Source organism: Leptotrichia shahii (genome assembly GCF_008327825.1).
Lineage (GTDB): Bacteria > Fusobacteriota > Fusobacteriia > Fusobacteriales > Leptotrichiaceae > Leptotrichia > Leptotrichia shahii.
Window position 1 is genome coordinate 987,466 of the sequence record NZ_AP019827.1, and the last position, 22,337, is coordinate 1,009,802.

General features: G+C 30.1%; 19 protein-coding genes and 1 CRISPR repeat array. Of the genes, 17 read left to right on the forward strand and 2 right to left on the reverse strand.

Annotation, left to right across the window (positions count from 1 at the left end):
* The first annotated feature begins 69 nt into the window (after positions 1 to 69).
* Positions 70 to 813, forward strand: a complete 744-nt coding sequence (locus F1564_RS04640; RefSeq protein ID WP_018450095.1) for a basic amino acid ABC transporter substrate-binding protein — start codon at positions 70 to 72, stop codon at positions 811 to 813.
* A 26-nt stretch (positions 814 to 839) separates the two neighbouring features.
* Positions 840 to 1,607 (forward strand): OmpA family protein, encoded by a 768-nt coding sequence (locus F1564_RS04645; RefSeq protein ID WP_018450094.1) that lies wholly within the window; start codon positions 840 to 842, stop codon positions 1,605 to 1,607.
* A 35-nt stretch (positions 1,608 to 1,642) separates the two neighbouring features.
* Here F1564_RS04645 and ytvI read toward each other — a convergent pair whose 3' ends face one another.
* Positions 1,643 to 2,779: a sporulation integral membrane protein YtvI gene (gene ytvI, locus F1564_RS04650; RefSeq protein ID WP_018450093.1), complete on the reverse strand. Its 1,137-nt coding sequence runs from the start codon at positions 2,777 to 2,779 to the stop codon at positions 1,643 to 1,645.
* Positions 2,780 to 3,133: 354 nt separating this feature from the next.
* Between ytvI and serA the strand changes: the two genes are divergently transcribed.
* From serA to lon, 15 genes are all read left to right on the forward strand, one after another.
* Positions 3,134 to 4,726: a phosphoglycerate dehydrogenase gene (gene serA / locus F1564_RS04655; protein WP_018450092.1), complete on the forward strand. Its 1,593-nt coding sequence runs from the start codon at positions 3,134 to 3,136 to the stop codon at positions 4,724 to 4,726.
* Positions 4,727 to 4,753: 27 nt separating this feature from the next.
* On the forward strand, positions 4,754 to 5,428 hold the full coding sequence (locus F1564_RS04660; RefSeq protein WP_018450091.1) for a hypothetical protein: 675 nt from the start codon (positions 4,754 to 4,756) through the stop codon (positions 5,426 to 5,428).
* A 31-nt stretch (positions 5,429 to 5,459) separates the two neighbouring features.
* Positions 5,460 to 6,353: a homoserine kinase gene (thrB, locus tag F1564_RS04665; protein WP_018450090.1), complete on the forward strand. Its 894-nt coding sequence runs from the start codon at positions 5,460 to 5,462 to the stop codon at positions 6,351 to 6,353.
* 100 nt (positions 6,354 to 6,453) lie between these two features.
* A complete protein-coding gene (locus F1564_RS10175) occupies positions 6,454 to 6,618 on the forward strand; it encodes a hypothetical protein (RefSeq protein ID WP_018450089.1) in 165 nt (54 codons plus the stop codon).
* Positions 6,619 to 6,947: 329 nt separating this feature from the next.
* A CRISPR array of direct repeats spans positions 6,948 to 7,512; the repeat unit is 37 nt; unit sequence GTTAAAGTAAGTTATCCATTAAAACAAGGATTGAAAC.
* A 152-nt stretch (positions 7,513 to 7,664) separates the two neighbouring features.
* Complete coding sequence (locus tag F1564_RS04670; protein WP_018450088.1) at positions 7,665 to 8,153, forward strand: ribosome maturation factor RimP; 489 nt, start codon at positions 7,665 to 7,667, stop codon at positions 8,151 to 8,153.
* The gene (nusA, locus tag F1564_RS04675) at positions 8,153 to 9,361 is read left to right on the forward strand and encodes a transcription termination factor NusA (RefSeq protein ID WP_018450087.1); all 1,209 of its coding nucleotides are present in this window, start codon (positions 8,153 to 8,155) and stop codon (positions 9,359 to 9,361) included. Before F1564_RS04670 ends, nusA begins: the two co-directional genes overlap by 1 nt.
* A 145-nt stretch (positions 9,362 to 9,506) precedes the next feature.
* On the forward strand, positions 9,507 to 10,106 hold the full coding sequence (locus tag F1564_RS04680; RefSeq protein WP_018450086.1) for a DUF448 domain-containing protein: 600 nt from the start codon (positions 9,507 to 9,509) through the stop codon (positions 10,104 to 10,106).
* Positions 10,103 to 10,342 carry a translation initiation factor IF-2 N-terminal domain-containing protein gene (locus tag F1564_RS10285; RefSeq protein ID WP_232053401.1) on the forward strand — a complete coding sequence of 80 codons (240 nt, stop codon included), beginning with the start codon at positions 10,103 to 10,105 and terminating at the stop codon, positions 10,340 to 10,342. Before F1564_RS04680 ends, F1564_RS10285 begins: the two co-directional genes overlap by 4 nt.
* Before the next feature lie 176 nt (positions 10,343 to 10,518).
* Positions 10,519 to 13,098, forward strand: coding sequence for a translation initiation factor IF-2 (gene infB, locus F1564_RS04685; RefSeq protein WP_232053402.1), 2,580 nt, complete (start codon positions 10,519 to 10,521; stop codon positions 13,096 to 13,098).
* Positions 13,099 to 13,118: 20 nt separating this feature from the next.
* Positions 13,119 to 13,487 (forward strand): 30S ribosome-binding factor RbfA, encoded by a 369-nt coding sequence (gene rbfA, locus F1564_RS04690; protein ID WP_018450084.1) that lies wholly within the window; start codon positions 13,119 to 13,121, stop codon positions 13,485 to 13,487.
* A 139-nt stretch (positions 13,488 to 13,626) separates the two neighbouring features.
* Positions 13,627 to 15,318 carry a single-stranded-DNA-specific exonuclease RecJ gene (gene recJ, locus F1564_RS04695; protein WP_018450083.1) on the forward strand — a complete coding sequence of 564 codons (1,692 nt, stop codon included), beginning with the start codon at positions 13,627 to 13,629 and terminating at the stop codon, positions 15,316 to 15,318.
* 56 nt (positions 15,319 to 15,374) lie between these two features.
* Positions 15,375 to 16,661, forward strand: coding sequence for a trigger factor (tig, locus tag F1564_RS04700; RefSeq protein WP_018450082.1), 1,287 nt, complete (start codon positions 15,375 to 15,377; stop codon positions 16,659 to 16,661).
* A gap of 193 nt (positions 16,662 to 16,854) precedes the next feature.
* A complete protein-coding gene (gene clpP / locus F1564_RS04705; RefSeq protein ID WP_018450081.1) occupies positions 16,855 to 17,430 on the forward strand; it encodes an ATP-dependent Clp endopeptidase proteolytic subunit ClpP in 576 nt (191 codons plus the stop codon).
* 177 nt (positions 17,431 to 17,607) lie between these two features.
* Entirely contained in the window at positions 17,608 to 18,840 is a 1,233-nt protein-coding gene (clpX, locus tag F1564_RS04710) for an ATP-dependent Clp protease ATP-binding subunit ClpX (RefSeq protein ID WP_018450080.1), read from the forward strand.
* 120 nt (positions 18,841 to 18,960) lie between these two features.
* Entirely contained in the window at positions 18,961 to 21,312 is a 2,352-nt protein-coding gene (gene lon, locus F1564_RS04715; protein WP_018450079.1) for an endopeptidase La, read from the forward strand.
* A gap of 413 nt (positions 21,313 to 21,725) precedes the next feature.
* Here the strand turns inward: lon and F1564_RS04725 are convergent, their stop codons facing one another.
* Positions 21,726 to 22,265: a hypothetical protein gene (locus tag F1564_RS04725; protein ID WP_018450077.1), complete on the reverse strand. Its 540-nt coding sequence runs from the start codon at positions 22,263 to 22,265 to the stop codon at positions 21,726 to 21,728.
* Between the last annotated feature and the right edge of the window lie 72 nt (positions 22,266 to 22,337).

Genomic DNA, 22,337 nt, shown 5'->3' on the forward strand with positions numbered 1-22,337 from the left:
GATAAATTTAACTTATAGTTAGTGATTATTGAATTAAGATTATTAAAAAATAGAAAGCGAGGAAAAAATATGAAAAAAATATTTTTAGTGTTGGCATTGTTAATTTTTGGGATTATGTCGTGTGGAAAAAAGGACAATGGTGAGAAAAAATTAAGAGTTGGGTTAAATGCGGTTTTTGCTCCATTTGAATATGTTGAAAATGGAAAAATAACAGGATTTGATATCGATATGATTAATGAAATTGGGAAAAATCTTGGATATAAAATTGAAATTATGGATCAGTCATTTGATGGACTTATTCCATCATTAAAGGCAGGGAAAATTGATATTATTGTTTCTGGAATGAGTTCAACTGAACAAAGAAAAAAATCAGTTGATTTTACAGATGATTATTTTATTTCTAAAGAAACTTATTTGAGAAAAAAAGGTAATAATTCAGTTACTCCAAATAGCTTAAGTGGTAAAAAGATTGGAGTACAGTTAGGGACAATTCAAGAAATTGAAGCAAGAGCCATTAAAGGTGCTACAGTTGTGCCAAATGAAAGTACTGTAAATATAATTTTAGATTTAAAGGCAGGGAAAATTGATGCAATTATTTTAGAAAAGGCAGTTGCTACTGAATATATGAAAAAAAATCCAGAAATGGAAATTTTTGATGAAAAACCTGCTTCAATTGGAATGGCAATGGCTATTGATAAGGGAAAAAATCCAGAATTGATAAAACAAATAAATGCTGAACTGAAAAAAATGAGAGAAAATGGAAAATATGATGAATTAATCAAGAAATATGGTTTAGAAAATAGTCAAAAATAACTATATAGAAGGAGGAAGAATAAATTATGAAAAAACCAACATTAGTTGCAGTTTCTTCAATGGTGGCAATGACAGTACCTCTAGCTTCTGAAAAAATAACTACTGCTGAAATGCGAAAAGATATAATACGTCCAAATGTGGCGGATATACAGCAAGATGCAAAAGATGTTCCTACATTAGACACACCAAATCCTGAAAGATCATCCTCAAAAACTAATTCACCTGAAGATAATCCTGATTTAATAACAGTTATATTGAAAGACGATGGTAGCGGAACAAAAATTGTTAATGATGATAAGGCTTCGTCTTCACAAAATTCTGAAAAAACGCAGTCTCAATCTGAAAAAGAAAGTTCATTATTAAATTCACAACCTGAAGTCTTTGAAATTCAAAAAGAACCTATAAATAACCCTGAAAGAGTGCAAATGTCAAAATCAGAAATTATTTCTTTAAGTTCAGATGAGTTAAATTTTCATAAAAACAGTACTGACTTAAAAAAAGAGTCTTATCCTGTATTAAATGACATAAAAGATTATATTGAAAGAAATGATTTTCTTGTATCAATTATTGGATATACTGATACAAGTGGTATGGCTTCATATAATAAGCGATTGTCACTTAGAAGAGCTGAGATAGTTAGTTCAAAATTGATAGAATTAGGACTTTCAAAAGATAGAATAGTTGCAATAATGGGGCGTGGCGAAAATAATCCAGCTAAAAGCAATGAAACAAATGGAGGAAGAGGAAAAAATCGTAGAGTTGAATTTAGATTTGTAAAAAAAGGACAGGTTTAAAAACTGTCCTTCTTTTTTGTCTTTTTTAATTCATTTTATTTTTTTGACTTTTTTTCTATTTTTTTATTATTAGAAGTATCACTGCTAAAAATATCTCTAAAAAATCCAACTTCCAGCTCTTTTGAAAATACATTTTTTAAAATGATCATTACTATAGGCCCGATTAAGAATCCAATTACTCCAAAAATCTTAAATCCTGAATACATAGAAATTAAAGTAATTAAAGGGTGGACTCCTAAATTTTGACTTACTAATTTTGGTTCCAGCATTTGTCTAACTGATAGGACAAATAGATAAATTATTATCAGAGCAATTCCAAGTTTTATGTCTGATAATGCAAAAGAAATTACTGCCCAAGGGATTAGAATTGTTCCTGCTCCTAAAATTGGTAATGCGTCAATTAAACAAATTATTATGGACATTAGTAGGGGATAAGGTACGTTTAACCCTAAGAATGACAATAAATTTAGGCATATTAGAAGTTCAAAAAAACAAATTGTCATCAAAATAATTTGTGCCTTAATATAAGAACCAAGAACTGTAAACATATCTGTTTTTATATTGAAGACCTTGTCTAGCCATGATTTTGGAAGCTGTTGCTCCAAAAAAGTTACAATTTTATCTCTGTCAAGGCTAATAAAGAAAGTTGCCAAAATTGTAATACAGATATATAAAATAACAGTTGGGATTGATGTAATAAAACTGATTAAACCTTTTATAAATAGTCCAAGTTTTGCAGAACCTGTAGAAATAAAACTATTTATTGTTTCATTTATTTGTTTTGTAAAGCCTGACGGGAAATTTCCCAGATAGGCATAAATTTTTTCCATGCCACTAGCCCACAATTTTTGTGTCATTTCACTATAACTGTTAAGATTTTGAGATAATTTATAAATTTCACTTATTAATTTTAGTGATCCCCAGCCAATAATTCCAAAAAATATAAGTAAAAATGATATAATTGAAATTATTGTTGAAAGTTTTTTTGAAAGTTTTAGCTTTTTTTGTAAAAAACGTGTAAATGGTTGTGTTAATATTGAAAAAAATAGTGCTATTGTAAATGGAAATAGAAATATTCCCAATTTAAATACTAAAAACACGACTATTAAAATCAAAGCAATATACACGAGAAAGTATAATTTTTTAAAGTCAAAATTTTTGTAACTTGCCATATTGAGTTGCTCCTTTTTTTATTTTTTATAAAACATAGCAAAATTGATTTAAAACTGAACTTAAAATCATGGGATATTTAATTTATAATCATTTAATCAAGAGAGTTAAATCCTTTTAAAATCACATCTATTTAATAACTAATCTGGCTTCATATTATAATTAACTAAATATTATTGTGTTTTTATAGAGTTCAGTATAAAAATAATTTAAATATATTATATAATAAATATGATAAATTGTAAATCTATAATTTAAAAAACTTAAACCTGCTAAGGATTTGAGTATATATTGAATTGTGTCTTGATTTATGGTAAGATATTAGATATAAAATTGCAAATTTATGAGGAGGAAATATGTATAAAGTTTTAGTTGGTGAATATATTGATGATGAAGCAGTTGCTGGACTGCAAAAGGCTAGAGATGTAAAAGTTGATGTAAAAGTTGGAATTTCACGCAAAGAAATTTTAGAAATAATTCATGAATACGATGCCTTGATTGTGAGAAGTGTTATAAAAGTGGATAAAGAACTGCTAGACAAAGCTAAAAATCTAAAAATAGTAGGACGTGCTGGAAATGGAACTGATAATATTAATATCCCTGAAGCAACTGCACACGGTGTAATTGTAGCAAATACTCCAGACAGTAATACAGTTTCAGCTTGTGAAATCGCTATTGGACTTATGATTGCTTCTTCCAGAAATATTGTTGCAGCAAATAATTTTATTAAAAGTGGAAAATGGGAAAGAGAAATTTTCGTAGGAAATGAATTATTTGAAAAAACATTAGGAATTATCGGACTTGGAAGAATTGGAGGATTAGTTGCTACCAGAATGAAAGCATTTGGAATGAAACTAGTTGCTTATGATCCATACATTTCAGATGAAAGATTTAAGAGATATAGCTGTGAAAAGGCTAAAACGTTGGATGAATTAATGGAAAAGGCAGATGTAATAACTATTCATACTCCTAAAACAAAGGAAACTGTGGATATGATAAACGCTGAAAATATTCACAAGTTAAAGGATGGAGTAAGACTTGTAAATGCGGCACGTGGAGGACTTTTTAACGAAGAAGCTGTGGCAGAAGGATTAAGAAATGGAAAAATCGCAAGTTTTGGATATGATGTACATGCTGTTGAACCACGTTCAGAATGTGTTTTATATGAATTTGACAATGTGGTTACAACTCCACACATTGGAGCAACAACTTATGAAGCACAGCGAAATGTTGGAACTCAGGTTGTAAAGCAGGTATTGAATGGACTTCGTGGAGAAATAGTTGAAACAGCTGTGAATTTGCCTGCAATTGGAAGAGAAGAATTTTTAATTGTAAAACCATATATAAATCTAGCTGAAAAATTGGGAAAAATTTATTTTCAAATTGAAAAAACTCCAATTACAAATGTTGCCATTAATTATTATGGAGAAATTGCAGAACAAGAAACAGCTCTTGTAGATTCAACTGCAATTAAAGGAATTTTAGAGCCTGTACTAAAGGAAGAAGTAAATTACATTAATTCAAAACCATTAGCTGAAAAAAGAGGAATTAATATTTCAATAAATAAAAAAGATCATAAATACAAAAATTATTCTTCAGCAATAGAATTTGTAATAACAAATGAAGAAGGTAAAAAAATCTACGTTGTTGGAACAATTGGGATGAATAATGAAGAAAGAATCATAAGTATAAAAAATCACGATGTAGATATGGCAATTTCAGATAATATGATTTATTTAGGAAATGAAGATGTGCCAGGAGTTATCGGAGCTGTAGGGGCAACTTTAGGAAGAGGAAATATAAATATTGCCACAATGAATGTAGGTAGACGTGAAAATAGTGCAATTATGCTTTTAACAGTAGACAGTGAGGTTGGAAGAAGAGCATTGAAGGCACTACGAGAATTGAGTCAAATAAAATGGGCTCATTACTTGGATTTGACAATATAGTATTTTTTGAAAGTTGATAATTAGCAAATGGATGCAAGTAAGTATTTTAAGGAATTGAAAAAATTAATAAAGAAGGTAGATTTTTTAAATTATTTGAAAATAATTTTTCTGACAGTATCAATAGTATTATCTAAAAATAATTTATTTTTTATAACAAATGCAGGTTTAATATTTTCTATTTTAAATTCTTTTGTAAAAAAAGAAAATGATAAATTTGGAAATAAATTTGTTTTTGATTTTGAAATTTTTATTTTCCAAAGCATTACTTTATTTTATTTGAATAGACAGACATTATTAATGGGAATAAAATTATTCGACATTGAATATTTTTCAAAAATTATACTAAATGCAAGATATTTAAACGGAGAACTTCTGTTTTTTATACTATTTGGTCTGCTATATATATTTATAAGAAAAAAGAGCAAGGCATACAAGTATTATATTTGTATAATAGTTTTATATTTCTGTTTATTTGAAGATATATTTCATACAGGATTTTCATTATTAGGAATAAATTATTGGATAGGTTTATTATTTATTTTTGTAAATATAATATTTTTACCTACATTTATTGATTTTGTAATTATTTCATTAGCTGTATTGTATTTTATGAAAGATAATAAAAATTATAAAGTTATGTATTTATTATTAATATTTTGTTGTATTTTTAGATTGAGTCTTGCTGCAAGGCTATTCTTATAGAAATTATGATGATAAAAAGAAAGGAATAAAGATGGGTTTAAAATTTAAGGTAAAAGTGCCGGGAACATCGGCCAATATTGGTGTAGGTTATGATTGTTTAGGAGTTGCATTGGATTATTTTTTGGAACTCGAAGTAGAAGAAAGCAATAAAATTGAATTTTTGGAAAATGGAAAGCCATTTTCAATTCCGATTGAGGATAATTTAATTTTTGAAGCGATAAAATATACTGAAAAGCATTTGGTAAAAAATATTCCAAGCTATAAAGTAAACATTATAAGAAACGATATTCCAATTTCACGTGGACTTGGGAGCAGCTCATCAGCTATCGTTGCTGGGATTTTGATTGCAAATAAATTTGCGGGAGATGTGCTGGATATTAACGAAGTAGCAAAACTTGCTGTGGAAATGGAAGGACACCCTGACAATGTAGTACCTGCGATTTTTGGAGGAATGGTACTTACTGCTCACGATAAGGAAAACCTTGTTTACAGTTCATTAATAAATTCAGACGATTTATGTTTCTATGTAATGATTCCAGATTTTAAATTATCAACAGAAAAAGCAAGAAGCGTCTTACCAAAAATGTACCTAGTTTCTGATGCAATAAACAACATCTCAAAACTAGGATTACTTGTAAATGCTTTTAACAAAGGAGAATATGACAACTTACGTTTCCTTTTAGGTGACAAAATTCACCAGCCTTACAGATTTGCATTAATAAACAATTCAGAAAAAATCTTTGAAGCATCTAAAAAACACGGTGCTTTAGGAGAATATATAAGCGGTGCAGGTCCAACTTTAATTTCATTAAATTACGATAATGATGAATTTTTAGAAAATATGAAAAAGGAACTTGCAAAATTATCAGATAATTGGACTATCGAGAAGAAGAAGATTAATTTGAAGGGTGCGGAGGTTTATTAGAAACTATACAAACTTAGAATTTAATAAAATAAATATCCTGAGCTGTTAATCTTTCTTTGTTATTAGAAAATAGTATAAATTAATTCAAGGAGAGATTATCATGGCTATAATTGTAAAAAAAGGTGAATTAGCAAAAATAAATAAAGGAATGTCACAAAAAGGGTTGGTTGAAAGATGTACTTATACAGTAAAAGAATTTCCAAAAAGCAATCTTTCAAAAAAGGCTGAAGAAGCCTTGAATAAAATATTTTCATCTATGAAGTAAAATTAATGGAAGTAGATTTGAAGAAGGATACTAAATTACAAAATTTGTTTTTTGGTATCTTTTTATTTATGATAATAATTTTTAAAAAAAAATTTTGAAAAATCAAAAAAATGTGGTACAATAAGTTTGTAGTAAAAATTCCTACCACTACTAAAAATTAAAAAAGCAGAGAAAAACCTATCCAAAGCCAATAAACATGCACGTTAGGAGTTACGGAAAATATCAAAAAGACAGCAAAAAATGATAAAAATTAAGCCAAAAAATACGATTTTAATGTCTGAAAAAATCTCTGTAACACTTATAAATAAAGGATTTTCTCAAAAGTACGGGTTAAAGTAAGTTATCCATTAAAACAAGGATTGAAACAATACAACACCAATGTCACTATCCGTAGGAATATTAGGTTAAAGTAAGTTATCCATTAAAACAAGGATTGAAACCTTGTTTCCTCCAGGGTTTGGTAAGACCTTCACAAAGAAGGTTAAAGTAAGTTATCCATTAAAACAAGGATTGAAACTCCTATAAAATTTAGGTTTATGCTTTCGCCTATAATAAGAAGTTAAAGTAAGTTATCCATTAAAACAAGGATTGAAACTGGTGAAAATGTACTTTTATACATAGTATCTAAATCTGTTAAAGTAAGTTATCCATTAAAACAAGGATTGAAACATATCAATATATTTTCTAACTGCTAACCATAATTGGTTAAAGTAAGTTATCCATTAAAACAAGGATTGAAACGAATTAACCACTACATCATAATGTGCTTTTGGTACATATTGTTAAAGTAAGTTATCCATTAAAACAAGGATTGAAACCCCCCTGGTCCGAAATTCGCAACAGTGTTTTTCTTTAAAGTTAAAGTAAGTTATCCATTAAAATAAGGGTTAAAAAACAACAACTTTTGTATAAGGTTATTTTTTTTGTTATAAAAAAAATAGGGGGTTGAAAAAAAAGTAAAAATGTGTTATTATAATTATAGAAAATAATTTTAGGTAGAGAGTGGGTTAGCCCACTCTTTAGTTTTAGATATGAGGTGTAATTTTATGGAACAGATTTTAAATGAGTTTGAGAAGAAAATCGAATCGCATTTAAAGGAAATGAATCTGGAGTTGGCAGATTTGGAATATGTGAGGGATGGGGGATATAATTATTTGAGAGTGTATGTGGAGAAAATGGATGGGACTACGACACTTGATGATTGTATTGATTTTAGCCGTGAGATTGATGGAATTGCGGATGAATTGATCGAAGAGAAGTTTTTTCTGGAGGTTTCGACGCCTGGGGTTGAGCGTAGATTGAAAAAACCTAAGGATTTTGTGAGATTCTTGGGAGAGAGAATTAACGTTCAGGCTAAGAGCAATATTGAAGGGACAAAGAAATTTATAGGAAAATTGGAAAAATTTGAAGATGATACGGTTTTTCTTTTGGACGATAAGTTGGAAAAAATAGTGGAAATACCACTTTCTAAATTAAAGAAAGCAAATTTAATATATGAATTACCGAATGGCATATTAAATAGTGAGGAGGAATGATGAAAGGGCGAGATCAAAAAATATTTTTGGAAGCACTTGATGAACTGGAAAAGGAAAAGGGAATTTTAAAGGAAGAATTGCTGGAAACAATAGAAACTGCATTGCTTGCGGCATATAAGAAGAATTATGGTGAAAAGGATAATGTAAAAGTAACTATAAATAGAAATAGTGGAGATGTGAAGGTTTATTCGCAAAGACTGATTGTGGAAAATGTAGAAAATCCTGAAGAGGAAATTAGTCTGGAAGATGCAATTTCTGTGAAAAAACGTGCTAAGCTGGGAGATATTCTGGATTTTGAAATTAATGCGGAAAGTTTTAAGAGAAATGCGATTCAGAATGCAAAGCAGATTGTCGTGCAAAAGGTTAGGGAATGTGAAAAAAGAAATATTTTTAATAAGTTTAAGGAAATTGAAAATTCAATTGTATCTGCAAATGTCAGAAAAACTGATGAAAAGGGAAATTTATACGTTGATATAAATGGACTTGAAGCGATTGTGCCACAAAAGGAATTGTCGCCGATGGATAAATTTGTGCAAGGGGACAGAATTAAGATATTTATTGGAGAAGTTGAGGAAGCGACTAAGTTTACAAAAACTTTTGTTTCTAGAAAATCTGAAGAATTGCTGCGTGGACTATTGGAACTTGAAGTACCTGAAATTTATGAAGGTATAATTGAAATTAAGAATATTGCAAGGGAAGCTGGAAGCCGTTCTAAAGTGGCAGTTTATTCAAGTGATGAGAATTTGGATGTAAAAGGTGCCTGTATTGGGCGGAATGGTATGAGAATCCAAACTATTATTGATGAGCTGCAAGGAGAAAAGATTGATGTTGTTCTTTGGAATGAAGATGTTAGGGAATTTGTAAAAAATGCTTTAAATCCTGCACAAGTTTTATCTGTGGAGGTTGTTGAAGAAGGTGAAAACGATCTAAAAGTTGCAAAAGTAGTTGTTGCAGAAAATCAATTATCACTTGCGATTGGTAAAAAAGGACAAAATTCAAGACTTGCAGCAAGACTATGCGGCGTAAAAATTGACATTCATACAGGATCAGATGAAATGGCTGGAAGCGAAGAAGATGAACTTGAAGAAAAAAGTGCATTTCAAGATTCATTAGATGAAACAGAAAATATTGAAAAAACTAGTGATTCGCAAAATGATATTGAAGTTGAAGAAAGTGCATTTGCAGGGCTTAGCGAAGATAATGAATAGGGACAATTAGACAGTTGTAAAAGTGAAAAGTTATAATTAAGATTAAGTTTTTTATTAGAAGCTCAAAGTAAAAAAATTGAAATTTCGATTAATAGCTTTTACAATATAGTTAAAATTGTATCGAACAAGGAGGTAATTAGGAAGTTTGGATACAGTTGATGGAAAGAATTTAGAAAATAAAAAAAATGATAAAATGGATAAAGAGAAAAGTAAACCTGAAAGAATGTGTATTTGCTGCAGAAGGAAGGGTAAAAAATCTGAATTTTTTAGAATTTCTGAGCAAAATGGGAAATATATTTTTGACAGGGAAATGAAAGTGCAGGCAAGAGGATTTTATGTCTGTAAAACGAATGAATGTGTTGAAAGGCTTTCAAAAAATAGAAAATATAAGATTGAAATTGAGCAGCTTGTAAAAATGCTGGAGCAAATAAAGTTTGAAAAAAAAAGTATAATTGATATTTTAAAGCCGATGAAAAATTCTGAATATTTTGTTTTTGGGATTGATGAAACAATTGATGGAGTGAAAAAGGGGAAAGTGAAACTTTTGATAATTCCTAGGGATATAAGGGCAAAATATATTGAAGAATTTGAAAAATTAAAGGAAAATTTTAATTTTGATATTATATTTGTTGAAAAAAAAGAGGAATTGATAAGACTTTTTTCAAGGGATGTAAATGTTGTCGGCATTTTCAATAAAAAAGTAATAAAAGGAATATTAAGCAAAGTGGAGGTGATGAATGGATGAAAGTGCATGAATTAGCAAAGGAAAATGGTTTTACGGCATCTAAATTTATGGAGGAAATCCGAAAATTTGGAATTGATAAAAAACATCACATGAATGTGCTAAGCAGTGAAGAAGTGGATTTAATACGGAAAAAACTTCAAAAGGGTGTTCAGAATCAAAATCAAAATGATAGCAGTAAAACTGAAAATCTGAATAAAAATGAAGAAAAACTAAAAGAAACTGCTGTAAAACGGTAAATAATCATTCAGACAATCAAAAAAACAATAATATTGGGCAAAATAAATCAAATGAACTAAAAAATATTAACAAAAATTATGATAATCCAAAACAAATATTGGAGAAAAAGCAAAATAATAATTTAGATAATAATAAAAATAAATTTGATAAAAACGAAAATAAAAAGAAAATGGAGATGAAAGTTAATTTGAGTAGTCAGAATAATAATAAACGAAATGAAATAAATAAAGATAAGCAAAATTATCAGAATAGAGATAGCCGAGATAACAGAGAAAACAGAACGAGAAACTTCCAAAATAGGGATAACCGGAACAGAGAAGGATTCAAGCGAGACGGAAGAGACAATAGCTTTAGAAAAGACAATAGAAGTTTTAATAGGGAAGGAAATAACCAGCCAAGAGATAATCGAGATAACAGAGGTTTTCAAAATAGAGACAACAGAGATAGCCGAGATAACAGAGAAAACGGAACGAGAAATTTCCAAAATAGAGATAATCGGAACAGAGAAGGATTCAAGCGAGACGGAAGAGACAATAGCTTTAGAAAAGACAATAGAAGTTTTAATAGGGAAGGGAATAACCAGCCAAGAGATAATCGAGATAACAGAGGTTTTCAAAATAGAGACAATAGAGATAGTCGTGATAACAGAGAAAACGGAACAAGAAACTTTAGGGATAGACAGGATAATAGAGGATTTTCCGATAGAGGCGGATTTAACAGAGATAGAGATGACTTTAGAAGAGACAATAAGAATTTTTCTAGCGGGAAAAAAGATGCACAATCTGAAATTCCAGCAGCATCAGTTACTGAAAAGGGAAAAGCTGGTGGAAAAGGAAAAGGAAAATTTGAAAAGAAAAAATACGAAAAGAATAGAAGAGATAGAGAACAGCATGAAAAAGAGCTTCGTTCTGATTTTAGAAAAGACGACAAAAAGAAAAAGAAAAATAAAAAACATGAAAAAGCTGTCAAGGATGAAATTGTTAGAATTGAAGGAGAGAGCATAGGAATGATAACAATTGGAGATGAAATTGTTATTAAAGATCTGGCTGAAAAATTGGGAATTAATGTTTCTGATATAATTAAAAAATTCTTTATGGAAGGGAAATTGCTTACGGCAAATGCAATTTTATCATTTGAAGAGGCTGAAGAAGTGGCTCTTGACTATGAAGTAATCGTGGAAAAGGAAATAGTCGAAGAAATTAGTTATGGTGAAAAATATCATCTTGAACAAGAGGATAGGGAAGCTGAACTTGTTACAAGAGCACCTGTTATTACGATCATGGGACACGTTGACCACGGTAAAACATCACTGTTAGATGCGCTTAGACATACAAATATAATGGGTGATGAAGCTGGAGGAATTACGCAAAAAATTGGAGCTTACCAAGTAAATTGGAAAGGTCAGAGAATTACATTTATTGATACTCCAGGACATGAGGCGTTTACTGAAATGAGGGCAAGAGGTGCGAACATTACGGATATCTCGATTCTGATTGTAGCGGCTGATGATGGGGTAAAACCTCAAACTGTGGAAGCTATTTCGCACGCTAAGGAAGCTGGTGTGCCAATAATCGTTGCCATTAACAAAATTGATAAGCCAGGTGCAGATCCTATGAAGGTTAGGACTGAATTGACTGAATACGGTCTGATGTCGCCTGAATGGGGAGGAACTACCGAATTTGTTGAAATTTCTGCCAAAAAGAAAATTAATTTGGAAGAACTTCTTGAAACAATATTAATTACAGCAGAACTTGAAGAATTGAAGGCAAATCCAAACAAACGTCCTAAAGCAGTTGTCGTGGAATCAAGGCTGGACCCTAAAATGGGAGCAGTTGCCGATGTGCTTGTGCAGGAAGGAACACTTAAAATTGGAGATGTATTCGTAGCAGGGGAATCTCACGGTAGAGTTCGTTCAATGCTTGATGACAGAGGTAAGAAAATAAATAAGGCAATTGTTTCGCAGCCTGTGGAAATTACAGGATTTAACGTTGTGCCAAATGCGGGAGATATTCTGTATGGTGTAGAAAGTGATAAGCAGGCTAAGAAAATTGTAGAGGACTTTATTAGAGAGAAAAAAGTAAACGAACAAAACAAGAAAAAGCATATTTCATTGGAAAGTTTGTCGCAAGAATTAGAAGAGCAGGAATTAAAAGAATTGAAATGTATCATAAGAGCCGATTCAAGAGGATCTGTTGAAGCATTAAGGGAATCACTTGAAAAACTTAATACCGAAAAAGTTGTTGTTAACGTAATTCAAGGAAGTGCTGGAGCAGTAACTGAAGGGGACGTAAAACTTGCAGAAGCCTCAAATGCAATTATAATCGCATTTAACGTGCGTCCAACAACACCAGCCAGAATTATTGCCGAAAAAACTGGAGTAGAAATTAGAAACTATAACGTAATTTACCACGCAACTGAAGAAATAGAGAAAGCGATGAAAGGAATGCTTGATCCTGAGTTTAAGGAAGTTTACTTTGGGCGAATTGAAGTTAAGCAAGTGTTTAAAGTGTCAAATGTTGGAAATATCGCTGGAGCTGTTGTTGTTGACGGGAAAGTTACAAAAGACTCTAAAATCCGTGTAATTCGTGATGGAATTATTATTTTTGATGGGGAATTAGGCTCATTGAAACGTTTCAAGGATGATGTGAAGGAAGTTGTAATGGGACAGGAATGTGGAATTGGTATTCAAGACTTTAATGATATTAAGGCTGGAGATATTATCGAATCGTATATTATGGAAGAAATCCCAAGATAACGAAGATAGGTGATAATTTTATGAATGATAGAAGAAAAAAAGGACTGGAAAAAGAAATTTCAAGAATCATTGGAATGACACTTTTGACAGAGATAAAAAATGAAAAAATAAAAAATCTTGTTACAATTCACAAGGTAGAACTTACGAAAGATGGAAGATATCTTGATCTGACATTTTCAATACTTGATTTGAAAAATAATATAAATAAAGAAAAAATTATTGAAGATTTGAATAAATTAAAAGGATTTTTTAGAAAAAAAATTGGATCACAATTGACAGTAAGATTTGTTCCAGAAGTGAGAATTCATTTGGATGATAGTGTTGAATATGGTGTAAAGATAGCTTCAATATTAAGTGAAATAAAAAAAGAAAATAGTGATACTGAATAGAATAAAGATGCAAAAAGGCTTTAAAATTAGGATTTCAAAAAATAATTTAATAAAATCTAATTACTGAATATAGAAATTTTAGTAAAATTCTGATTTTAAGGTGTTTAATTATACAAAAAAGGAAGCGATTAATCTTGTAATGAAGTGGGAATTAAAAAGCTATGATAAAAATTATTTGGTATCAAAAAGTTCTGAATTTGGTGAAAGTAAATTAATTTCAAGGCTTCTTTTAAACCGAGGAGTTAATACAAAGGAAAAGGTACATAAATTTTTAAATTCAGATAAAAAGGATATTCATAATCCATTTTTGTTTGAAGATATGGAAAATGCAGTTAAAAGAATACAAAAGGCTGGGAAAAATAAAGAAAAAATTATAGTTTATGGGGATTATGATGTTGATGGAATTTCTGGAGTGGCATATTTGGTAATGATGCTGAGAAGATTAGGATTAAATGTAGATTATTACATTCCAAATCGGGTTCATAAAGGAACTGGCATAAATAAGCATGTTTTGGCATTTCTGAAAAAATGGGATGCAAAGTTGTTTATAACGGTTGATACGTCCATAAATAATCTTGAAGAAATATTAATGCTTAAAAACAGAGAGATTGACATAATTATAACGGATCATCATAGGCAAACTGGCATTTTTGAAAACGAGGAAGAAAATCTTGGAGTTCTTACAATAAATCCAAAAAGTAGTAAAAATTATCCAAATAAATTTTTATCTGGCTCTGGAGTAGCTTTTAAACTTGCAGATGCAGTATATGAAACTTATGGCGCAAATAAAAAGATATTGTATGATTATTTGGATATTATAATGATTGGGACGGTTGCAGATGTTGTGCCGATGACTGATGAAAATAGATTTATCATAAAAAAAGGATTAAGTAATCTAAAAAAAACGAAAATAAAAGGTTTGAAGTATATTATTAACTATTTAAAGATAAATCCGAAAAATATAACAACTAGCGATATTGGATTTTTTGTAGCACCAATTTTTAATGCACTTGGGAGAATTGACAACTCAAAAATTGTTGTAAATTTCTTTATTCAAGAGGATGATTTTAAACTTTTCTCAATAATTGAGGAAATGAAACGTGCCAATAAAATTAGGCGTTATTTGGAAAATGAGATTTATAATGAATTGGAGGAAAAAATACAGCGACTGGAACGTCCAAAGTATATTTTTATGAAAAGTAGAAAATGGCATTCTGGCGTAATTGGTGTTGTTTGTTCAAGAATTTCCATAAAATATAATATTCCAGTAATTTTGGTTTCAATAAAAAATGGATATGGGAAGGCATCTTGCAGAAGCATTGAAGGAGTTAATATTTTTGATATTTTAAAAAGTGTTTCAAATAAGCTGGAGCGATTTGGAGGACATGATTTGGCGGCAGGATTTCTTGTTTCTGAAAAATATTTAGGTGAAATAGAAAAACATCTGCGGAATAAACTTGCTATAAAAAATAGAGGAAATGTTCAAAAAATACTTTATGTGGATGCTTGGCTGAATATTGAAAATTTGAATAAAAGAAAACTGCATGACATAAATAGGCTTTCACCTTTCGGTCTGGATAATCAAGAGCCTAACTTTATGGATGCTGATGTAAATTTTTTGAATTTAACAAAGTTTGGAATAAATAATCGGCATTTTAAAGGATTTGTCAGAAAAAATAACCGTATCATTTCGGTAATTGGCTATAATTTAGGACATAAATTAAAAACAAATAATTTTTACAAGAAAAAATTTAAAATAGTTTATACTCCAATATTTAAGTCTGTTCATTCAGATTTATTTATTGAATTAAAAATAAAGGATTTTAAATAATTAAATTAATTAATATAAATTATATATAATAAAAAATTTTAGGAGGAATTAAAGAAATGGCAGTAAAAAAATTAAATGAAACAACTTACGAAGTATCAGTAGTTAGAGAAGGAGAAGAATTAAAACATTTAAAGGAACATGTTTTAGTACATTTTAAAGATGCAAAAGTTGACGGATTCCGTCCAGGACATGTACCTGCGAAAGTTATTGAAAATAAATTTAAAAAGGAAATTGAAGGGGAAATCTTAAATCATATTATTTCTGATGAATATAGAAAAGCAGTTGCAGAAAATGAATTAAAACCAATTGCTGATATTAAACTTGAAAAATATGAACATAACGATGACAAAGTAGAGATTGTATTTACAATACCTGTATTGCCTACATTTGAGCTAGGGCAATATAAAGGTGTGGAAGCAGAAAAGGAAAATGTAGAAGTTACAGATGAAACTGTAAACGAAGAAATCGAAAGATTAAAAGAAAGTGCCACAAAATTAAAAGAAATCGCAGAAGATGAAGAAGCTAAAAATGATGATGTTGTAAACATTAACTTTGAAGGGTTTATAGATGGAGAAGCATTTAATGGAGGAAAAGCTGAAGGGTATGACTTGACATTAGGTTCTCACAGCTTTATTGACACTTTTGAAGATCAAATTGCAGGACACAAAAAAGGTGATGAATTTGATGTAAACGTTACATTCCCTGAAAATTATGGAGCTGCAAACTTGTCTGGAAAACCAGCTTTATTTAAAGTAAAAGTAAATTCAATTAAGAGAAAAGAAGAAGCTGAATTAAATGATGACTTGGCAAAAGAATTAGGATTTGATTCTGTTGAAGATATGAAAAATAAAACTAGAGAAAATATTATAAAAAGAGAAGAAACAAGAGCAGAAAATGAATTTAAGAACAAAGTTGTAGAAGCAGTAGTAAATGCAACAGAAGTTGAAGTTCCAGAAGCATTAGTTCAAAGAGAAATTGACTACCAAATCAATAGATTTGCACAACAATTGCAAATGCAAGGAATGAAATTGGAACAATATTTCCAAATGACTGGACAAACATTGGAAACAATGAGAGAAAGTTCAAAGGAAAATGCTGAAAAAGCTGTAAAAACAGAATTAGTATTAGCTGAAATTGCAAAAGCTGAAGAAATTAAAGCAACTGATGAAGAAGTATCAAAAGAAATTGAAAAATTGGCTGCAATGTACGGACTTGAAAAAGATGCATTGATCGCTGATGTAAGAAAAAATGGAAACTATGAAAGATTTATTGATGAAACAAACTACAGATTAGTAAATCAAAAAACAATTGATTTATTAGTAAACGAAGCAAAAGTTAAATAGTAATTTTTTAAATTACAGATTAAAAAGAATATTTTGATTTTAGAAGAATTTTGTGATAAAATAGTTTATTGCGAAATTCTTTTTCACTATTTTGTAAAAATAAAAAGAATTGGGATAACAAGCATATTTAATAACAAAGAAAATAAAAAATAATAAAATAAAAGAAAAATTTATAGAAAGAGGAGGAAATAATATGTCAGTATATAGTCCAGTAGTTATTGAAAATGATGGACGTGGGGAAAGAAGTTATGATATTTATTCAAGACTTTTGAAAGATAGAATAATTTTTGTAAGTGGAGAAGTTGAAGATGGGATGGCAAATGCGATTGTTGCACAGCTGCTATTCTTGGATGCACAGGATAATGAAAAGGATATTGTCATGTATATAAATAGCCCAGGTGGAGTAATTACAGCTGGACTTGCGATTTATGATACAATGCGTCACATTAAAAGTGATGTTTCTACAGTTTGTGTAGGACAAGCGGCAAGTATGGGAGCAGTATTGTTGTCAGCAGGAGCAAAAGGAAAAAGATACTCATTGCCAAATTCAAGAATAATGATTCATCAGCCATTAGGTGGAGCAAGAGGACAAGCGACAGATATTCAGATTCAAGCAAAAGAAATCGAAAGAATGAAAGAAATTACAAGTAAAATTTTATCAGAAGCAACTGGAAAATCAGTAGAAGAAATCTATGCAGATACTGAAAGAGACAACTTTATGTCGCCAGAAGAAGCTGTAAATTACGGATTAATTGATAAAATTTTATAAAAACTTTATTTAAAATATATTTTTAAAATTATAAAAAGTTTTGCGTAAAGTGGGAGTGCAGAAGTATGGCGTTTGATACCTCTGCGTAAAAAAATAATAAGTAAAATAATAAAATAGAAATTAATAATAAAAATATATAAATAGGAATTATATAAAGAAAAAATGAGGTGAAAAATATTGGCAAATAAGAAAAAAAATTACTGTTCATTCTGTGGCAGGGAAGAGCATGAAGTGGAACGGTTAATACAAAGTCCTGAAGAGGATGATGTGTTTATTTGTAATGAATGTATAGAAGACAGTGCAGAATTATTGGACAGCTTTAGGGAATATGATGAAAATGAGCATAATAGGGAAATTACATTGTTAAAGCCCAAGGAAATAAAGGCTAAACTTGATGAATATATTATCGGACAGGAACAGCCTAAAAAAGTTTTATCCGTGGCGGTTTATAATCATTTTAAGAGAATAACCCATAAACAGCAGAAAAAAACAGATGATGATGTGGAGCTTCAAAAATCCAATGTGCTGCTAGTAGGGCCTACTGGAAGTGGAAAAACTTTGCTTGCGCAGACACTAGCGAAAACATTGAATGTGCCTTTGGCGATTGCGGATGCGACAACATTGACGGAAGCTGGATATGTTGGAGATGACGTGGAAAATGTGCTTTTGAAGTTGATAAAGGCTGCAGATTACGATATTGAAACGGCAGAACACGGAATTATTTATATTGATGAAATTGATAAAATTGCGAGAAAATCAGAAAATATGTCAATTACACGGGATGTTTCTGGAGAAGGAGTTCAACAGGCACTGCTTAAAATTATTGAAGGGACTGTTGCAAGTGTTCCGCCTCAAGGTGGTAGAAAACATCCAAATCAGGAAATGATTGAAATTAATACGAAGGATATTTTATTTATTGTTGGTGGAGCATTTGAAGGGCTGGAAGCGAAAGTTAAAGATAGAGTTAATGAAAAAAGGGTTGGATTTGGACTGGAAACAATTAAGACTAAATTGGATGACTTAACTTTATTTGAAAATGTATTGCCTGAAGATTTGATAAAATTTGGGTTAATTCCAGAGTTAATTGGACGGTTACCTGTAATTACAGCTCTTCATGGGCTTGATGAAGAAGCTATGATAAAAATATTGACAGAGCCTAAAAATTCGCTTGTTAAACAATATAAAAAATATTTTGAGATGGAAAATGTGGATTTGGAATTTGATAAGGATGCGATTGTTGAGATTGCACAGCTGGCACTTAAGAGAAAAATTGGAGCTAGAGGACTTCGTTCAATTATTGAAAGCGTTATGACTGACTTGATGTATGAAATTCCGTCAAAAGATAATGTTAAGAAAGTGATAATTACGAAGGAAGCTGTCACAGATAAGAATAAAGTGATTGTTGAATAGTAAATACTTAAAAATATAAAGAAAATATAAATATAAGTTCATTTATTTTATATTTAGATAATAGATTTGCAAAGAAATTATATGACTTTAGAATGTTAATAAAATATGAAAGGGGAAATTATGCAAAACAAACCGTTTATAGCTACAAGAGAATTAGTTGTATTTCCAGGCGTTGTAACTCCAATCTTTATTGGTAGGCAGTCAAGCCTGAAAAGTCTTGAAGAAGCAGTTGCAAGATTTGATAATAAGCTAATTCTTACGTCGCAAAAGGATGCAAATATAGAAGAACCGAAATTTCCAGAAGACGTATATGAAACTGGAGTTTTAGTTCATATTATACAAACAGTAAAAATGCCAAATGGAAATGTAAAAGTGCTGGTTGAAGCTAAGCATAGAGTTCTTATCAATCAGTTTTCAAAAGATAAAAATGGCGTTATTTATGCTGAATATGAAGAAATTTTTTCAAAACCAATTGATGAAAGTAAAGCTGAGGCGTTGAAGCGTAAAGTTATTGATGAATTTTCAAAATATGCCAAAAAAACTAACAAAGTGTTGCCTGATATTATTTATAATATAAAGGAAATTAGCAGTATTGACAAAGTTTTTGATTTAATCTGCACTAATCTTATGATTGCGACAGATGTAAAGCAAGGGTTGCTTGAAACGCTGGACGTGGAAGAAAGAGCCTATAAGATTTTAAGCATACTTGAAAGAGAAATTGAAATTTTTATGCTTGAACGTGAAATTGAAAATCGTGTGAAGGAACAGATGGCAGAAGTTCAGAAAAACTATTATTTACGTGAAAAAATAAAAGTAATGCGTGAAGAAATGGGAGAAGGAACAGATTCTGACGAGGAATTAGAAGAACTTGATCAAAGAGTAAGGGATGCTAAAATTCCTCAAGATTTGAAGGATAAATTAGTGAAAGAACTCTCAAGAATGAAGAAAATGCCTGATTTTTCTGCAGAATCTTCAGTGATTAGAACATATTTGGAAACTGTACTTGAATTGCCGTGGGAAGTTTCTACTAGCGATGAAATTGATATAAAAAAAGCTGAAAAAATACTGAATGAAGATCATTACGGATTGGAAGAAGTAAAGGAAAGAATTTTGGAATTTTTGGCAATCAAAAAATTAAATAAAACGTTAAAAGGTTCAATTATCTGTCTTGTAGGGCCTCCAGGTGTAGGGAAAACATCGCTTGCACATTCGGTAGCTCGTTCAATGAACAGAAAATTTACAAGAATCTCACTTGGTGGAGTAAGAGATGAGGCTGAAATTCGTGGACATAGAAGAACTTATGTGGGAGCAATGCCAGGAAGAATCATAAACTCACTGAAACAGGTTGGAGTGAATAACCCTGTAATGCTGTTTGATGAAATTGATAAAATGGCTTCTGACTTTAGAGGAGATCCTGCTTCAGCAATGCTGGAAGTATTAGATCCTGCACAAAATAACTCATTTGAAGACCATTACATTGATCATACTTTTGACTTGTCAAATGTATTTTTCATTTGTACAGCAAATGATTTGGGCGGAATTCCAGGACCGCTTCGTGACAGAATGGAGATTATCTCAATCGAGTCATACACAGAATTTGAAAAATTAAATATTGCTAAAAAGTATTTAATTCCTCAAACACAAGAAGAAAATGGATTAAAAGAATTTAAAATTTCATTTTCTGATAAAGCAGTCATGAAAATTATAAATGAATACACAAGAGAAGCTGGAGTTAGAAATTTACGAAGAGAAATTGGTAAATTATTTAGAAAAATAGCAAAGGAAATACTTTTATCAAAATCTGACAGCAAGAAAATCTCTGTTTCTGAAGCAAAAGTCAAAAAATATTTGGGAAATGCCAAATTCAGAATTGATAAAATTAAAGAAAAAGAAGGTAAAATTGGTGTTGTAAATGGACTTGCATGGACAGCGGTTGGAGGAACAACTATGGAAGTGCAGGCGGTAAAAATGGAAGGAAAAGGTGTGCTGCAGCTTACTGGTAAGCTGGGAGATGTAATGAAGGAATCAGCTAGAGTGGCATATTCTTATGTACGGCACATAAAAAATGAACTTGGAATAAAAGAAAAATTCAATGAAACAACAGATGTTCATTTACACTTTCCTGAAGGAGCAGTACCAAAAGACGGACCATCAGCAGGAATTACAATTACAACGGCAATAATTTCAGTATTGACTAATAAGGAAGTTAGACAAGATGTGGCAATGACTGGAGAAATTACAATCACTGGAGAAGTTCTGGCAGTTGGTGGAATTAAAGAAAAGGTAATTGGAGCTCATAGAGTTGGCATAAGGGATGTTGTGCTTCCTTTGGATAACAAGGTTGATACGGAGGAATTGCCAAAGGAAATTGCAGACCAGATGAAATTCTACTTTGCGAAAACTTATGATGATGTGAAAAAGATTGTTTTTGTGGAGAAGAAAGAAGTAAAAAAAGCAGGAAAAAGAAAATAAATTATAAAAAAATTACTTTTTATGATAAATGTGATTAGTTAAAAGTAATAAAAAAAATTGGAAGTTTTTAAATCTTAGATTTTCTTCCAATTTTTTGTTATAAATTTTATTTAGTTGGCTTCCAAATTTCAATAACTTTTGCCATTTCCATTAATGTTTGTCTATTTTGAAGACCTTCCATAGAGATAAAATAAACTTTACCCTCGTGATCAATAAAATTTATAATCATTATGTGCTATTATCTATTTATATCAACAGAATCTAAAGTAATATTCTCTTTAGGAATTCCTTCGTTAAGATATTTTTGCATAAGTACATAGGCAGCTTTTTCTGAATTTGCTTTTAATTTATCTTTTCATTATCAATCCATATTATTTTTGGGAATATCCTAAATTTTAATTTATCACGAATTATTATTTTTGCCATTTATCTCTGTTTTCCTTTTCGATTTTCTTTTGATTCTCTATATATTCTGTAATGTTTATAAAAATTCCTTTTAATTCAAATAATGTAATGCAATAAAGTGATAGAATGTTTAAACTGTTAATTTCAATATTAAAAATTAACATTAGTAGTAAAAATATTAAAACAGTAATTGAAACTATTGTCCATTCAGTTTTAGAAAAAGGATTGATATTATTGTCATCCATTCCAACATCGGTTGTAATGAGAAGATGAAGAATATAAACGCCGATTAATTTCATTAACTGCCAAAAAAATGAAAAATTTTCTAGAATAATCTTGTTTCCATTTAAGTGAAATAAAATAATCATAAAAAATTCAATTATAAAAAATTTTTTCTCGTCATATAAATTTATAATTCCATTAATTAGTGACAAAACAAGCATTATTTCAATAATATGTATTGTAAGTCCGCTTTTATCCAACTTTTGAATATCAATATAATCCATAAAAATTGAACTTAATAAAATCATTTTTATTATTTGATACATTTTGTTTCTCCTTTGATAAGAAAAGTGCATTATATAAGTTAAAATAATAAACTTCACTTACAAAAACTTTAA

What these genes read in the sequence shown, in the direction of transcription:
- F1564_RS04640 (WP_018450095.1), top strand. Translation starts at nt 70, where the DNA reads ATGAAAAAAATATTTTTAGTGTTGGCATTGTTAATTTTTGGGATTATG.
- F1564_RS04645 (WP_018450094.1), top strand. Translation starts at nt 840, where the DNA reads ATGAAAAAACCAACATTAGTTGCAGTTTCTTCAATGGTGGCAATGACA.
- ytvI (WP_018450093.1), bottom strand. Translation starts at nt 2,779, where the DNA reads ATGGCAAGTTACAAAAATTTTGACTTTAAAAAATTATACTTTCTCGTG.
- serA (WP_018450092.1), top strand. Translation starts at nt 3,134, where the DNA reads ATGTATAAAGTTTTAGTTGGTGAATATATTGATGATGAAGCAGTTGCT.
- F1564_RS04660 (WP_018450091.1), top strand. Translation starts at nt 4,754, where the DNA reads ATGGATGCAAGTAAGTATTTTAAGGAATTGAAAAAATTAATAAAGAAG.
- thrB (WP_018450090.1), top strand. Translation starts at nt 5,460, where the DNA reads ATGGGTTTAAAATTTAAGGTAAAAGTGCCGGGAACATCGGCCAATATT.
- F1564_RS10175 (WP_018450089.1), top strand. Translation starts at nt 6,454, where the DNA reads ATGGCTATAATTGTAAAAAAAGGTGAATTAGCAAAAATAAATAAAGGA.
- F1564_RS04670 (WP_018450088.1), top strand. Translation starts at nt 7,665, where the DNA reads ATGGAACAGATTTTAAATGAGTTTGAGAAGAAAATCGAATCGCATTTA.
- nusA (WP_018450087.1), top strand. Translation starts at nt 8,153, where the DNA reads ATGAAAGGGCGAGATCAAAAAATATTTTTGGAAGCACTTGATGAACTG.
- F1564_RS10285 (WP_232053401.1), top strand. Translation starts at nt 10,103, where the DNA reads ATGAAAGTGCATGAATTAGCAAAGGAAAATGGTTTTACGGCATCTAAA.
- infB (WP_232053402.1), top strand. Translation starts at nt 10,519, where the DNA reads ATGAAAGTTAATTTGAGTAGTCAGAATAATAATAAACGAAATGAAATA.
- rbfA (WP_018450084.1), top strand. Translation starts at nt 13,119, where the DNA reads ATGAATGATAGAAGAAAAAAAGGACTGGAAAAAGAAATTTCAAGAATC.
- recJ (WP_018450083.1), top strand. Translation starts at nt 13,627, where the DNA reads ATGAAGTGGGAATTAAAAAGCTATGATAAAAATTATTTGGTATCAAAA.
- tig (WP_018450082.1), top strand. Translation starts at nt 15,375, where the DNA reads ATGGCAGTAAAAAAATTAAATGAAACAACTTACGAAGTATCAGTAGTT.
- clpP (WP_018450081.1), top strand. Translation starts at nt 16,855, where the DNA reads ATGTCAGTATATAGTCCAGTAGTTATTGAAAATGATGGACGTGGGGAA.
- lon (WP_018450079.1), top strand. Translation starts at nt 18,961, where the DNA reads ATGCAAAACAAACCGTTTATAGCTACAAGAGAATTAGTTGTATTTCCA.
- F1564_RS04725 (WP_018450077.1), bottom strand. Translation starts at nt 22,265, where the DNA reads ATGTATCAAATAATAAAAATGATTTTATTAAGTTCAATTTTTATGGAT.